11 protein-coding genes are annotated in these 14,023 nt (G+C 67.7%); 6 read left to right on the plus strand and 5 right to left on the minus strand.

Going from position 1 to position 14,023, the window contains the following annotated elements:
• Positions 1-3 precede the first annotated feature (3 nt).
• The 4 genes from AB4Z01_RS02625 to AB4Z01_RS02640 form a co-directional block, all read right to left on the minus strand.
• On the minus strand, positions 4-981 hold the full coding sequence (locus AB4Z01_RS02625) for an ABC transporter permease (RefSeq protein WP_441690317.1): 978 nt from the start codon (positions 979-981) through the stop codon (positions 4-6).
• Positions 982-1,050: 69 nt separating this feature from the next.
• Positions 1,051-2,709 (minus strand): ABC transporter substrate-binding protein, encoded by a 1,659-nt coding sequence (locus AB4Z01_RS02630; RefSeq protein WP_441690320.1) that lies wholly within the window; start codon positions 2,707-2,709, stop codon positions 1,051-1,053.
• Between the two features lie 76 nt (positions 2,710-2,785).
• A complete protein-coding gene (locus AB4Z01_RS02635; RefSeq protein WP_441690323.1) occupies positions 2,786-3,823 on the minus strand; it encodes a glycoside hydrolase family 3 N-terminal domain-containing protein in 1,038 nt (345 codons plus the stop codon).
• 64 nt (positions 3,824-3,887) lie between these two features.
• Positions 3,888-4,370: a GNAT family N-acetyltransferase gene (locus AB4Z01_RS02640; RefSeq protein WP_441690326.1), complete on the minus strand. Its 483-nt coding sequence runs from the start codon at positions 4,368-4,370 to the stop codon at positions 3,888-3,890.
• Positions 4,371-4,617: 247 nt separating this feature from the next.
• Here AB4Z01_RS02640 and AB4Z01_RS02645 point away from each other — a divergent pair, with 247 nt between their 5' ends.
• Positions 4,618-7,761, plus strand: coding sequence for a glycosyl hydrolase family 28-related protein (locus tag AB4Z01_RS02645; protein ID WP_441690329.1), 3,144 nt, complete (start codon positions 4,618-4,620; stop codon positions 7,759-7,761).
• An 89-nt stretch (positions 7,762-7,850) separates the two neighbouring features.
• On the opposite strand, the gene AB4Z01_RS02650 is transcribed toward AB4Z01_RS02645, so the two are convergent.
• Entirely contained in the window at positions 7,851-8,831 is a 981-nt protein-coding gene (locus AB4Z01_RS02650; protein ID WP_441690332.1) for a LacI family DNA-binding transcriptional regulator, read from the minus strand.
• A 287-nt stretch (positions 8,832-9,118) separates the two neighbouring features.
• On the opposite strand from AB4Z01_RS02650, the gene AB4Z01_RS02655 reads away from it, so the two are divergent.
• Genes AB4Z01_RS02655 through AB4Z01_RS02675 form a run of 5 tightly spaced genes read left to right on the plus strand, consistent with a single transcriptional unit; the run spans position 9,119 to position 14,014 of the window.
• Positions 9,119-10,276: an ABC transporter substrate-binding protein gene (locus AB4Z01_RS02655; protein WP_441690334.1), complete on the plus strand. Its 1,158-nt coding sequence runs from the start codon at positions 9,119-9,121 to the stop codon at positions 10,274-10,276.
• Between the two features lie 58 nt (positions 10,277-10,334).
• Positions 10,335-11,210 (plus strand): carbohydrate ABC transporter permease, encoded by an 876-nt coding sequence (locus AB4Z01_RS02660; protein WP_441690337.1) that lies wholly within the window; start codon positions 10,335-10,337, stop codon positions 11,208-11,210.
• Positions 11,207-12,127, plus strand: coding sequence for a carbohydrate ABC transporter permease (locus AB4Z01_RS02665; RefSeq protein ID WP_441690339.1), 921 nt, complete (start codon positions 11,207-11,209; stop codon positions 12,125-12,127). The genes AB4Z01_RS02660 and AB4Z01_RS02665 overlap by 4 nt, the downstream gene beginning before the upstream one ends.
• A 4-nt stretch (positions 12,128-12,131) precedes the next feature.
• Positions 12,132-13,217, plus strand: a complete 1,086-nt coding sequence (locus AB4Z01_RS02670) for an ABC transporter ATP-binding protein (RefSeq protein ID WP_441690342.1) — start codon at positions 12,132-12,134, stop codon at positions 13,215-13,217.
• 29 nt (positions 13,218-13,246) lie between these two features.
• On the plus strand, positions 13,247-14,014 hold the full coding sequence (locus AB4Z01_RS02675; RefSeq protein WP_441690344.1) for a sugar phosphate isomerase/epimerase family protein: 768 nt from the start codon (positions 13,247-13,249) through the stop codon (positions 14,012-14,014).
• The last annotated feature ends 9 nt before the right edge of the window (positions 14,015-14,023 follow it).

Raw genomic sequence — 14,023 nt, forward strand, 5'->3', positions numbered from 1 at the left:
GGTTCAGCTCCTGCGCAGCCGGGGGTCGAGCCGGGCATAGGCGATGTCGGCCAGGAAGTTCGCGGTCAGCATCGCCAGGGTCATGATCAGGAGCTGCCCCTGGATCACCGGATAGTCGCGCCCAAGGATCGCCTTGTAGAGGGTGTTGCCGAGGCCGGGATAGTTGAACACCACCTCGGTCACCAGCGACCCGCCCAGGATCTTGCCGATGGCGATGGCCAGGTTGGTGACGCCGGGCAAGAGGGCGTTGCGGGCGCCGTACATCAGCATCACCCGCCGGTCGGCCAAGCCCTTGGCCCGGCCCATGGTGATGTAGTCCTCGCCCAGCAGGTTGATCATGTTGTTGCGCATGGTGACCAGGAAATCCCCGGTCAGCACCACCGACAGCGTCAGGACCGGCAGGATCGCGTGGTACAGCACGCTGAGGATGTACTGGGCGGAGAAGGCGGGGTCGATCGAGGTGTCGGCGGCATAGCCGGTCGGGAACCACTGCAGGGTGAAGCCGAAGACGAACAGCCCGAACAGCGCCACCACCACCGCCGGCGTGGCGGTGGAGATGATGGCGGTGGTCGACACCACGACGTCGAAGCGGCTGCCGCGGCGCCAGGCGGCGACGATGCCGAGCAGCGTGCCGAGGGCGAAGCTGAGCACCGTCGCCCCGCCCATCAGCACCAGGGTCCAGCTCAGGGCGCGGCCCAGCACGTCGGAGACCGGGGTCGGGAAGTACTTCACCGAGACGCCGAGATCGCCGGTGAAGACACTGCCGAGATAGGTCAGGTATTGCTGCCACAGCGGCCCGTCGACGAAGCCGAAGGTCTGCTTCAGTGCCGCCAGGTTCTCGACCGACAACCGGGTGCCGGATTGCGAGAACATGATGTCGATCGGGTCGCCCGGCATCAGCCGCGGGATCAGGAAGTTGATGCTCGCGRCCACCAGGAAGGCGACCAGGTAGAAGAACAGTCGTCGGGCGACAAAGGCCATTCCCGGTCCTCGGATGCGGGGGCAGGGGTGGCGCGGGACCGGCTGTCGGCCCCGCGCCGGACGGTGTCCTTACTGTACCGGCCGCAGCGCCAGCAGGTGCAGCAGCCGCTCGTGGTTCGGATCGTAGTTCTGCGGGCTGACGAAGGGGTTGTCGGCGGTGGCCCAGCCGGTGAACCGCTTCGAGTTGTACTCGTACCAGATCGGGTTGTTGTAGATCGGCACCACCGGCAGCTTCTCCGCCAGCAGCGTCTGCGCCTGGTCAAGCAGGTCCTTGCGCTTGGCGTCGTCGGTGGTCTGGGTGTAGGCGTCCAGCAGTTGGTCCAGCTTCGGGTCGAAGAAGCGCTGCGCCGAGAACCGGGTCTTGCCCTTGTTCCGGGAATGGAAGGCGTCGTCCATCTGGTAGTAGGGCGTGGCGCCAACGTACCAGGAGTTCAGTGCCATATCGAACTTGCCGTCCAGCAGGCTCTGGCGCCACACCGCGCCGTCCGGCGTCGCCAGCTTGACGTCGATGCCGATCTGGTTGAGGCCCTCGATCGCGATCTGCGAGGTGCTGATCCAGTCGGTCCAGCCGCTCGGCACGATCAGGTCGAAGGACAGCTTCTCGCCGTCCGGCGTGTCGCGGAAGCCGTCGCCGTCTTTGTCCTTGAAGCCGGCCTGGTCCAGCAGCGCCTTGGCGCCATCCAGGTCGTACTGGGTGTACTTGCCGTAGGTCTCCTTGACCTTCGGGTCGGCCCAGCTCTCGAAGCGCTTGCCGAAGGTGCCGGGGTCGTCGTTCAGCGTCGGATAGCCGTAGCCGGCGACGTTGACCATGGCGTCGCGGTCCATCGCCATGCTGACGGCGCGGCGGAACTCGACGCTGTCGAAGGCCTTGCGATGGACCGGGTCCGGGCTCTCCAGGTTCATGATCACCGCCACCAGGCTGCCCGGCGGGAACCAGTAGCCATGATGGTCCTTGTCGGAGGCGACATAGGTCTTGTCGATGTCCGGCAGGAAGGAGGCGAACCAGTCCAACTCGCCGGCGGTGGCCGCGGTCAGCGCCTGATCGTTGCTGGCGATCTGCGGGAAGCGCAGGCAGTCCACCTTCAGCGACGCCGCATCCCAGTAATGCGGGTTGCGGCACTGCTCATAGACCTGCGGGGTGAAGCGGGTGACCTCGGTCATCGGCCCGGTGCCGACGGGGGTCTCGTTCAGGAAGGTCACCGGGTCGGCCACGTCCTTCCAGGCGTGCTGGGCGATGATCGGCATCTCGACGATCTTCTCGGGCCCCAGCGCGGTCGGCTCCTTGAAGGTGAACTTCACCTGGGTCGGGCTCAGCTTCTCGACGCCGTCGATCACCTGCCAGATGCTGTTGAAGTCCAGCGCCGGGAATTTCTTCATCAGCTCGAAGCTGAACACCACGTCGTCGGCGGTGAAGGGCTGGCCGTCCGACCACTGCACGTTCTCGCGCAGGTCGAAGGTCACCGCCTTCAGGTCGTCCGACAGGCTCATCGCCGTGGCCAGGCGATAATAGGGCTTGTTGCCCTGCAGCTTGCCGAACACCACCAGCGGCTCATAGATGAAATCCATCGTGCTCTGGCGGTACGAGGTGCGGTTGAACGGGTTGAAGTTCCGCACCCAGTTCGTCTCCTCCTCGATATGCATCGACAGGACGGTCTGGGCGACGGCCGTGGCGCTGGTCGCCGCCAGCAGCGCGGCGGCGAGCAGGAATACGGATTTCTTCTGTCTCATGACATAGGCCTCCATGCGTTTGTCTTATCGTTGATGCGGCGCCGGCCCGATGTCCCGGGCCGGCGGTCTGTCAGGATCAGGCTGCGGCCAGCAGGGCCTCGACCTCGGCGTGCAACGCGGTGACGTCGGCCGGGGCGGCGCCCAGGCGTCGTTCCGCCGCGTCCAGCCGGGCGATTGCGGCGTCGTCCAGCGGCCGGGCGCGGGCGGCGGCGCGCTGCATCTCCGGCAGCTCGCCATGGCAGTGCAGGGCGATGTCACAGCCGCCGTCCAGCACCTGGGCGACGCGGTCATGCACCTCGCCCTGCAGCGAGTTCATGAACACGCAGTCGGAGATCAGCACGCCATCGAAGCCCAGGCGGCCGCGGATCACCTCCCCGGTGATCACCGGGGAGACCGAGGCCGGGCGGTCGGGGTCGAAGGCGCTGTAGACGACGTGGCTGACCATCGCCCAGGGCGTGTCGCGCAGCCGGGCGAAGGGCAGGAAGTCGGTAGCGTCCAGCGTTGCGGCGTCGGCGGTGACCACCGGCCGGGTCTTGTGGCTGTCCTCGGTGGCGCGGCCATGGCCGGGGATGTGCTTCATCACCGGCATCAGCCCGACCTCGAGGAAGCCGTCCACCACCTCGCGGCCCAGCGCCGCCACCAGCTCCGGGTCGCCGCCGAACGCGCGCTCGCCGATCACCGCGTCGGCGCCGGGCATCAGCAGGTCCAGCACCGGCGAGCAGGCGCTGTTCAGCCCGACCTCGCGCATCATCCGGCCCATGGCGATGGAGGACAGTCGGATGGCGTGCTTCGCCGCCGGCAGGTCGCGCTCGGCCAGCCGGCCGAAGCTTCTGAAGCTGCGGAACAGCGGCCAGGCGCCGGAATCGAGATGCGAGACCCTGCCGCCCTCCTGGTCGGTCAGCACCGGCGCGTCCGGCCGGCCCACCGCCTCGCGGAAGGCGGCGCACAAAGCGCGCAGCTGCTGCGGGGCCTTCATGTTGCGGCGGCCGAGGAACAGGCCGTAGGGGTTGGCCTCGCGGAAGAACGCCAGCTCGTCCGTCGACAGCGTCGGCCGCTGGATGCCGAGGACGAGTGCGAGCGGCCGGCCGCCCCTGGACGCATTGGCTGCGGTCACGTCTGAGATCCTCCCGAATGTCTGCGATGGGGCCGGCCGCCTGATCGGGGCCGCGCCCTCCGGATCACTCTGTCCTGGACCGTATCATGCCGTGGTATAGACCACTTGTGGAACCCGGAATCTCGACCGCCCCGACGATTTTCTCGTAGAAGGCGACCGGGCCGGCGCCGCCGATGACGGCATAGGCGTGGCCGAGGTGGCGCATCGCCTCCATGGTCTCGCGCAGCAGCGCCTCGCCGATGCCCTTGCCGCGCTGGCCGGGGTCGACGCCGGTGGGGCCGAAGAAGCCGATGGCGGTGGCATTGTGGCAGGCGAAGCCCAGCAGGGCGCCGTCCTGGACCGCGACCAGGCAGCCGACCGGGCGATGGGCGAAGGCGACCTCGACCTCGCTGGCCCAGCCGTCGCCGAAGCGCTCCGCCACCCAGCGGACGACCGCGCGCTTTTCCGGCGCGATGGCGGGGCGGACGGTGATGCCGGCCGCCGCCATCGCGGCGCGCGACGCCGTCGGCGGCTCCAGCGCGTAGAGCTTGACCAGAAGATCGGCCATCCCAGCCTCCCATTATTCCGCAATAACGAAGTATGTGACGTTATTGCGTGCTAATAGCTAAAGCCGGGAACGGGTGCGGCGTCAATACGGAAGGTGCCGGACGTGTCGGAGCGTCGTGGCCGTTCTCGGTCTCGGTGAGCATCTCTGATCGGTCAATGCTGATGCAATGCCTGCCTCGGATGAAGAATTGTCGTTGTAAACAACATGTAAATAGAATTGGAGGGGAGGAATTCTTACAATAATTTTGATGTCTTCGGTAACCCGAAGGCATTGTTTACTGGTTGTGACAATGGAGGACGTATTGACTGAGATTGCAGGCACCGTCTATGCCGGTCCGATTTCCGGCCCGCCGGCCAATCCGACGTTCCGGCCGCTGGCAACCAGCGATTTGCCGCCGGTCAATGGCATCGTGTCGGTCAAGGCGTTCGGAGCGGTCGGCGATGGCTCCAACGACGAAACCGCCGCCTTCCAGGCGGCGCTCGACTGGATGCGCGTCAACGGCGGCGAGATCTTCGTTCCGGCCGGGAAGTATCGCATCACCGATCAGCTCGACTATGTCGTCGACCAGGCTTGGCATGGGCCGCGCATTCGCGGCGTCGGCACCACCGCCGGCAACGAAGGCGGTGCGTCCGTGCTGTTCTATGCCTTCGCCAACGGCCGGTCGCTGTTCAAGGTCCGGTCCACCCTGGGCTATAACTTCCTCGACGGCGGCTATATCGAAGATATCCATATCGTCTCGCCCTACAGCGCGGGATGCACTGCGACAGCCGGCGGCACCACCGTCACCAATGTGAATGCATTCTATTTCCATGTCGGACAGCGCGTCCGCATGCTGAACGGCAACACGCCGGTCACCTTCGGCGGTGCCGCCGAGACCACCATCGCCGCAATCGACCTCGGACTGCAGACCGTGACGCTGGCCAAGGCCCCGGACGCTTCGGTGCCCGGCGCCACCGGCCTGCTGCTGTACGGCTTCTTCTCGCAGCAGGCGGCGCTTGATCTCGGCAACATGCTCGGCTTCGGCATCCGGCGCGTGCGGTTCGATCGGATCTGCGGCCACGGCATCTGGACGCCGCAGCAATATGCCACCGACAGCTTGCCGCCCAACGACAAGCCCTGGGTCTATGTGGACCGTGCCCGACCGACGGGCCGTATTGCGCAGGTGCTCGCCCGCGTGAACCCCACCAGCGGTGCCATCACCAGCTTCGTGATCAACCGACCCGGCACCGGATACCGGCCGGGCGCGACCATCCATGTGACCGGGTGCGGCAAGAATTTCGTCGGTACCGCCGTGGTCGATTCCGTGGTCGGCGTGATCAGCGACCCCACGGCCACGACCCAGGCGGCGGCGACCTCCTATCCGGCCAGCATCCTCTCGGGCGACAAGTTTCTGGTCGCCACCGGCGGCGTTGCGGGGACCTGGCTGGCGGGCCTGACCGGCACCACGCTCACGGCCGGCTCCTACATCGCGTTCAACGGCCCGTCCTGGGCGCTGTCGACCGCCCCGGCGGCCATCGACGGGGCGATCACGGGCGTCAGGATCGCCGTTGCCGGCACCGACTATTATGAGGAGAACGATCACCTAGACGATCGCGGCCCGGATGCCTGGACCTTCGCCCAATGCCAGATCTGGCAGTGCCGGTTCGCCACCCTGGACGGGATCGGGATCAATGCGCCGCATTTCGCCGACGCCGATCTCGACGTCCGCGGCAACAGCTTCGGCCTTTGCGCACAGGGCGCGATCTTGTTGGGCGGCAACAACTGCGTTATCGAGGCGAATTCGTTCGGCGCCAACGGCTTTCATCCGACGGCCGGGTTCTGGCCGGGCATCCATCTGCTGCGCACGGTGTCCAGCCCGCAGAACGTGCGCATCGCCGCGAACGAGCTGGACAGCAACACCTATGCCCATGTGCTGATGGACGGCTGCACCACGGTCCAGGTGACGCAGAACCGCCTGAACTCCTGGGTGACGGCGTTCAACCGGAGCTCGCGCTACTGGGCGGGCCAGACCGGCTGGACCCAGCAGATCCCGGGCATCCAGATCGCGCAGGAGATCAACACCGCATCATCGACGAATGTGGACTGCCTGATCGAGAACAATTCCCACCGGGCCCAGCCGCCCGACGCCTTCGTCCCGGTCGCGAGCTGCGCCACGACCATCGGCAATCCGGTCATTCCGGCCAATGGGGCGGCCTTCATCATCGGCGCCCGGGTGCAGATCCTGAACCCGGCCAATGTTCCGATCGCCTTCAGTGGCGGCGGCAAGGAGACGAAGATCACCGCGATCGACACCGTGGCGGGCACGATCACGCTGCAACTCTCCCCTTCGGTGACCCTGCCGGCGGCGACGATCAAGGCCGTGATCAACGACGAGCATGTGACCTGGGTCGATCTCGGCCGCCACCCGAATTCGACCCGCACCCGCGTGATCGACCCGAGCCAGTCGCAGAACTCGTCGCTCTTCACCAAGGTGGCCAACTACCGTGCCGACATCGGGCCGGGCAGCCAGGTCCGGCTGGTCGACGGCACAGCACAGAAGATCGGCGATCCCGGGCTCGGCGCCGCGGTCGGTCGCATCACCGCTGCGCTCCAGATCCCCGCGAGCTCGGTGCCGGTGGTGGTGCCATGGGCGAGCTATACCTATAGCGATCCCGGCCAGCGGCTGGAGGGCGGGCCGACCGGTCGGTACTTCCTGCTGACCAGCGGCATCTTCGAGGCCGCGGGCACGATCTCGGTCAAATCGGCCGCTGCCGGCGAGACCTTCATCGTGCAGGCGGTGATCGATAGCGATGCGGTGACGACGGCGGGCGTGATCTCGACCCAGGCGCCCCTGGTGCTGCAGGAGCGCACCTATGCCGCGGTCGGTGCGGCCACGGAGGCGATCTCGTTCTCCTTCGCCGTGCCGGTCTCATCGTTCCGGACCTATGTCGGGGCCAATCCTCCCACCATCGCACCGGCGTCGACCGAAACCGGGCTGATCTGGTGGAACCCGGTGACGTTGGAGAACCGCCGCTGGAGCGGATCGGCCTGGGTTGCCCTGACCCAGCTGCCGGGCACCAGCTGCACCACCGTGGCGGCGAGCGCCACCATCACGGCCGTTGCCGCCGGCTTTGCCGTCGGCGCCATGGTCCGCGTCATGAACGGCGCAACGCCGATCACCTTCGGCGGCGCGATCGAGACCACGATCACCGCAATCGACGCCAAGGTCGGGACGATCACGGTGGCGGACCTTGCCGACGCCGCCGTGGCGAGTGGCAGGCTGGAGCTCCTGTCCGCCTTCGATCCGAAGACCACGGTCAAGATCCGGATCCTGACCAAGGGCGCCGTCGCGCGCGATCTCGATGTCTCGAGCGCGTCCTTGAACTGGTGCTCGTTCCGCCAGATCGGCTAGCGAAGCCAGGAAGAACCTGAACGGGGGCGCCGTGCACCACACGGCGCCCTTTTCGCGCTCTGGCCTGCCCTCTCGGTCGGGACGTCCCGTCACTTCGTGCTCCTTCGCTCCACCAGCGTGAAGGGCAGGGTGACGTCGCCGCCGGCGCCGGGCTCGCCGGCGATGCGGCGGCCCAGCAGGGCCATCGCCTCCGCCCCCATGCGGCGGCGCGGCTGGCGGACCGTGGTCAGCGGCGGCTCATAGGTGCCGGCGAACTGGATGTCGTCGAATCCGGCCACCGCCACGTTGCGCGGCACCTCGCGCCCGGTGACGCGCAAGGCCCGGATGGCGCCGATCGCCATCTCGTCATTGCTGCAGAACACCGCGGTTGGCGGGGCAGGGAGGCCCAGCAGCGCCGCCATCGCTAACTCGCCGCTCGGGATGGTGAAGTCGCCGTGGCGGACCAGCCACGGCTCCGGCTTGAGGCCGGCCGCTCGCAGCCCGGCGCCATATCCGGCCAGGCGCTGCTGGGTCAGGATGTTGCTTTCCGGCCCGGCGATATGGCCGATGCGGCGGTGGCCCAGCCCGGCGAGATGGGCCACCACCGCGGCCGCCGCCGCCGCGTTGTCGATGCCGACCACCGGCACCCGGCCGCCGGGGATCGCCTCCGACACCGCCACGATCCGGCCGTCGAAGTCGCGGTCGCGCTGCAGCCGCGGCGGCAGCCGGCCGTTCACCAGGATCAGCCCGTCGACCGCGCCGGTCAGCATCTGGCCGGCATGCCGGTCCTCGCGCGCCGGGTCCTTGGCGGTGTTGCCGACCAGCATGCTGAAGCCGCGCGCCGCCGCCTCCTCCTCGATCCCCAGCAGCACCTCGGAGAAGAACGGGTTGCCGATATCCGGCACCAGCACCAGGATCTGCCGCGCCTCCTGCCGGCGCAGGCCGCGCGCCAGCGGGTTCACGGCATAGCCGGTCTGGCGCACCGCCGCCTCGATCCGCTCGCGCGTCTCGGCCGTGACCAGGGGCGAGCCGGTCAGCGCCCGGCTCACCGTCGCCACCGAAACCCCGGCCAGCCGGGCGATATCGACCATCCTGGTGCGGTTCGACCCATTCCCGGAAGAAGGCAATATTCGATCCCCGATTCCACGGTTGACGCCCCAATGTAATCGATTGTACGATCCGGTCAAAATACGGAATGCGCTGCAGTTCCAGTGTTCGCTGTCCGCTGTGCGGGCGGTGATGGGTCCGATGAGCCGGTAAACCGAATAATCGAGGGAGGAGACTTATGAATTTTCCCCAACGACTTCTGCTGTCCGCCGCTTTTTGCGGTGCAATATCAGCGGCGGCTGCGGGAACGGCGACGGCGCAGACCGTCGACGTGATCCATTGGTGGACCAGCGGCAGTGAATCCAAGGCGATCGGCGTGTTCGCCGAGGAGTTCAAGAAGCGCGGCGGCACCTGGATCGACAGCGCCGTGGTCGGCGGTACCGCGGCGCGGCAGGCGGCGATGAACCGGATCGCGGGCGGCGACGCGCCGGGCGCGATCCAGTGGAACATCGGCGTCGCCGTCACCAACCTGGCGAAGGAAGGGCTGCTGGCCGATCTCGACGACCTCGCGGCAGCCGGCAAGTGGCAGGAGAAGCTGCCGCCGCTGATCGTCAAGAACGCCTCCTATGACGGTCATTTCTACGCCGTGCCGACCGACATCCATGGCGACAACTGGCTGTGGTACTCGACCAAGATCTTCCAGGAGATGGGCGCCGAGCCGCCGAAGACCTGGGACGAGTTCTTCCCCCTCGCCGACAAGATCAAGGCCAAGGGCTACGTCGCGCTCGGCGTTGGCGGCGAGCCGTGGCAGGAGGCGCTGCTGTTCCGCACCGTCCTGATCGGCGCCGGCGGCAAGGAGACCTACCGCAAGGTCTATGTCGACCACGACGCCGCGGCCGCGGGCGGGCCGGAGATGGTCAAAGCCTTCGAGACCTTCGGCAAGCTGCGCGCCTATGTCGACCAGGGCAGCGCCGGCCGGAAGTGGAACGACACCACCACCATGGTCGCCACCAACAAGGCGGCGATGCAGATCATGGGCGACTGGGCCAAGGGCGAGTTCGCCGCCGCCGGCCTGACCCCGGGCAAGGAGTTCGGCTGCGCCCGGCCGCCCGGCAACCAGGACGCCTATGTCCTGACCGTCGACGTCTTCGCCTTCCCGAAGTTGGACGACCCGGAGAAGACCAAGGCCCAGAAGCTGCTGGCCGAGGTGATGATGGACCCGGCCACCCAGGTCGCCTTCAACAAGTTCAAGGGCGCCCTGCCGCCGCGGACGGATGCCGAGGTCGGCACCCTCGACATCTGCTCGCAGGAAGGCCAGAAGGTGATGTCCAAGGTCGAGAACCAGCTGCCGAACACGGCGCTGGCCTTCAGCAACGACGTCGAAGGCCAGCTGCAGGACCTGATCACCCAATTCTGGACCAGCCCGGAGATGAAGCCGGAGGACGCGGCCAAGCAGTTCTCCGAGATCGTCGCCAACGCCGACATCTGACCGACCACCTCAACCGGACCGCTCCGCCGCCGTGGCGGGGCGGTCCCCGGGAGGGATCATGGCTGCGCTCCGCATTCGATACCTGACGGCCAAGGCCGTGGTCGCGCCGACCGTGCTGGTCATGGCCACGTGCTTCTACGGCGCCATCCTCTGGACCATCTACATCTCCTTCACCCGGTCCAGCCTGGTGCCGAACTACGACTTCGCCGGCATCGCCCAGTATGTCCGGCTGTTCGGCACCGCGCGCTGGTACACCGCCTTCGGCAACATGTTCGTGTTCGGCGGGCTGTTCATCGCCCTGGCCCTGGTGCTGGGCACGCTGCTGGCGGTGCTGATCGACCAGAAGGTGAAGGGGGAGGGGGTGTTCCGCACCATCTTCCTGTACCCGCTGTCGATGTCCTTCATCGTCACCGGCCTGGCCTGGCAATGGTTCCTGAACCCGGCCATGGGGCTGCAGGACTTCGTCCGCGGCCTGGGCTGGGAGGGCTTCACCTTCGACTGGATCGTCGACCGCGACCGCGCCATCTACACCCTGGTGCTGGCCGCGGTCTGGCACTCCTCCGGCCTGATCATGGCGATCATGCTGGCCGGGCTGCGCGGCATCGACCACGAGATCTGGCGCGCCGCCAGGGTCGAGGGCATCCCGCGCTGGCGCACCTATCTGTCGATCGTGCTGCCGATGCTGCGGCCGCTGGTCGTCACCTGCGTCGTGCTGCTGGCGATCGCGGTGGTGAAGAGCTACGACCTGGTCGTCGCCATGACCCGGGGCGGCCCCGGCAACGCCACCGACATGCCGGCCAAGTTCGTGGTCGACCTGACCTTCGAGCGCGCCAATATCGGCCTGGCCTCGGCCGGCGCCGTGGTCATGCTGGTCGCGGTGCTGGCGGCGCTGGCGCCCTATCTCTACATCGAGCTGTCGCGGAGGGCGCGATGACCCACACTGCCGTCGTCGGCCCCCCTCGGACGCAAAGCACCCCGCGCGCCGCCCGCCGCCCGGCACGCAAGGTCTCGGCAAGCCGCGCCGGGCTCTACGCCGTCCTGGTGCTGGCCGCGCTGTTCTTTGCCATCCCGCTGCTGATCGTGCTGTCGACCTCGCTGAAGCCGATGGACGAGATCCGGGAGGGCTCGATCTTCGCCCTGCCGATGGCGCCGACCCTGGAGCCTTGGTCGAAGGCCTGGCTGTCGGCCTGCACCGGCCTGTTCTGCGACGGGCTGCATGTCGGCTTCTGGAACTCGATCCGCATCCTGGTGCCGAGCGTGATCCTGTCGGTGCTGGCGGGGGCGCTGAACGGCTATGCCCTGGCGCAGTGGCGCTTCCGCCATGCCGACAAGATCCTGACCGCGCTGATGCTGGGCGCCTTCATTCCGTACCAGGTGATCCTGTACCCACTGGTCAAGATCTTCTCCAACATGGGCCTCTACGGCACGCTGCCCGGCATCGTGCTGATCCATGTGATCTTCGGCCTGCCGACGCTGACCCTGATTTTCCGCAACTTCTACGCCGGCCTGCCGGAGGAGCTGGTGAAGGCGGCGCGGGTCGACGGCGCCGGCTTCTTCCGCATCTTCCTCCAGATCATGCTGCCGATGTCGGTCAACATCCTCATGGTCGCCCTGATCCTGCAGGTTACCGGCATCTGGAACGACTACCTGCTGGGCTACATCTTCGCCGGCCGCGACAACCTGCCGATGACGGTCCAGCTCAACAACATCGTCAACACCACCACCGGCACGATCGAGTACAACGTCAACATGGCGGCCACGGTGCTGACCGCGCTGCCGCCGCTGCTCGTGTACTTCCTGTCCGGCCGGTACTTCGTCCGCGGCATCGCCTCGGGCGCCGTGAAAGGATAGGCCCATGTCCGCCGGCATCCAGATCCGCAGCCTGAACAAGTCCTACGGCGCGCTGCATGTGCTGCGCGAGATCGACATCGAGGTCGATCCCGGCGCCTTCACCGTGCTGCTCGGCCCGTCCGGCTGCGGCAAGTCCACCCTGCTCAACGCCATCGCCGGCCTCGACGACGTCGATTCCGGCGAGATCGTGATCGGCGGCGTCGACGTCACCGACGCCGAGCCGAGCGCCCGCGGCCTGGCCATGGTGTTTCAGTCCTATGCGCTGTACCCGACCATGACGGTGCGCAGGAACCTGTCCTTCGGGCTGCGCGTCAACCGCATGCCGAAGGAGCAGGTGGAGAAGCGCGTCGCCTGGGCCGCCGACCTGCTGCAGATCCGCGAGCTGCTGGACCGCAAACCCGGCCAGCTGTCGGGCGGGCAGCGCCAGCGCGTGGCGATCGGCCGGGCGTTGGTGCGCGACGCCCAGGTCTTCCTGTTCGACGAGCCGCTGTCCAACCTCGACGCCAAGCTGCGCACCGAGATGCGGGTCGAGATCAAGCGCCTGCACCAGGAGCTCGGCTCGACCATCGTCTACGTCACCCACGACCAGATCGAGGCGATGACGCTGGCGACCCGGATCGCGGTGATGAAGGGCGGCCAGGTCGAGCAATATGCCGACCCGCAGACGCTCTACGAGAAGCCGGCGACCCTGTTCGTGGCCGGGTTCGTTGGCTCCCCGGCGATGAACTTCCTGCCCGGCACGGTGGTACGCTCCGGCGGCATGTCCGCCCGGATCGATGGCCACGACCTGCCGCTGGGCGCCTATCCCTTCCTGTCCGAGCCGGTGGCGGGGGACGAGATCGTGCTCGGCTTCCGGCCGGAGGATATCGGCCTGGCCGAGGACGGCGCGCCGGGCATCCCGGTCGAGGCGCCGCTGCTCTTCACCGAGCCGATGGGCGCCGACACGCTGGCCTGGTTCGACCTGGCCGGCAAGCGCGTCTCCGTCCGCCTGTCGCCGGACCGGGCGCGGGCGCTGTCGGGCGGTGCCCGGCTGGCGCTCGACCTGTCCAAGGCCTCCCTGTTCAGCACCCAGACCGAGCGCCGGCTGTAAGGCCGGGCTCCCGAAACCACGAGGAAGCGATGTCCACTCCGGATGTGATCTCCATCCAGCTCTACAGCCTCCGCAACTATGGCGATCTCGACAAGCAGCTCGACGCCGTGGCCGCCGCCGGCTACCACCATGTCGAGACGATCCAGTCGCATTTCGACGATGCCGCCGGCACGCGCCGCAAGCTCGATAGCCGCGGCCTGACCGCATCCTCCGGCCATATCGGCCTGCCGGCGCTGCGCGATCGGCTGGACTGGGTGGTCGAGGGCGCCAAGACGGTCGGCCTGACCCAGCTGTTCATGCCGGCCCTGCCGACGGAGGAGCGCAAGGGCGGCGGTGAGCATTGGCGCCGCGCCGGCCAGGAGCTGGGCGAGTTTGCGGCCCGGCTGGCCGACAAGGGCATCAAGCTCGGCTACCACAACCACCATTGGGAGCTGGAGGCGGCGGAGGACGGCCGCCCGGTGCTGGCGCATTTCTTCGACGGTGCCAACGGCCTTCCACTGACCTGGCAGGTCGACGTCGCCTGGCTGGCCCGTGGCGGGGCCAACCCGTCCGAGTGGCTGGTGAAGGAGAAGGCGCGGGTGACCTCGGCCCATGTCAAGGACATCGCCCCCGCCGGCCAGAAGGCCGACGAGGATGGCTGGACCGATGTCGGCACCGGCACGCTGGACTGGCCGCGGCTGTGGCGCGAATGCCGGGCGGCGGGCGCCGAATGGATGGTGGTCGAGCACGACAACCCCAAGCACCCCGACGCCTTCGCCAAGGCCAGCTTCGACTTCCTCAAGGGCCTGCAAGCCTGACCGACCCCC

Origin of the sequence: Inquilinus sp. YAF38 (assembly GCF_052113205.1) — a bacterium.
GTDB lineage: Bacteria > Pseudomonadota > Alphaproteobacteria > DSM-16000 > Inquilinaceae > Inquilinus.

Coding starts and splice junctions, on each gene's coding strand:
- AB4Z01_RS02665 (WP_441690339.1), top strand. CDS start 11,207: ATGACCCACACTGCCGTCGTCGGCCCCCCTCGGACGCAAAGCACCCCG.
- AB4Z01_RS02660 (WP_441690337.1), top strand. CDS start 10,335: ATGGCTGCGCTCCGCATTCGATACCTGACGGCCAAGGCCGTGGTCGCG.
- AB4Z01_RS02645 (WP_441690329.1), top strand. CDS start 4,618: ATGTCTTCGGTAACCCGAAGGCATTGTTTACTGGTTGTGACAATGGAG.
- AB4Z01_RS02670 (WP_441690342.1), top strand. CDS start 12,132: ATGTCCGCCGGCATCCAGATCCGCAGCCTGAACAAGTCCTACGGCGCG.
- AB4Z01_RS02640 (WP_441690326.1), bottom strand. CDS start 4,370: ATGGCCGATCTTCTGGTCAAGCTCTACGCGCTGGAGCCGCCGACGGCG.
- AB4Z01_RS02630 (WP_441690320.1), bottom strand. CDS start 2,709: ATGAGACAGAAGAAATCCGTATTCCTGCTCGCCGCCGCGCTGCTGGCG.
- AB4Z01_RS02650 (WP_441690332.1), bottom strand. CDS start 8,831: ATGGTCGATATCGCCCGGCTGGCCGGGGTTTCGGTGGCGACGGTGAGC.
- AB4Z01_RS02675 (WP_441690344.1), top strand. CDS start 13,247: ATGTCCACTCCGGATGTGATCTCCATCCAGCTCTACAGCCTCCGCAAC.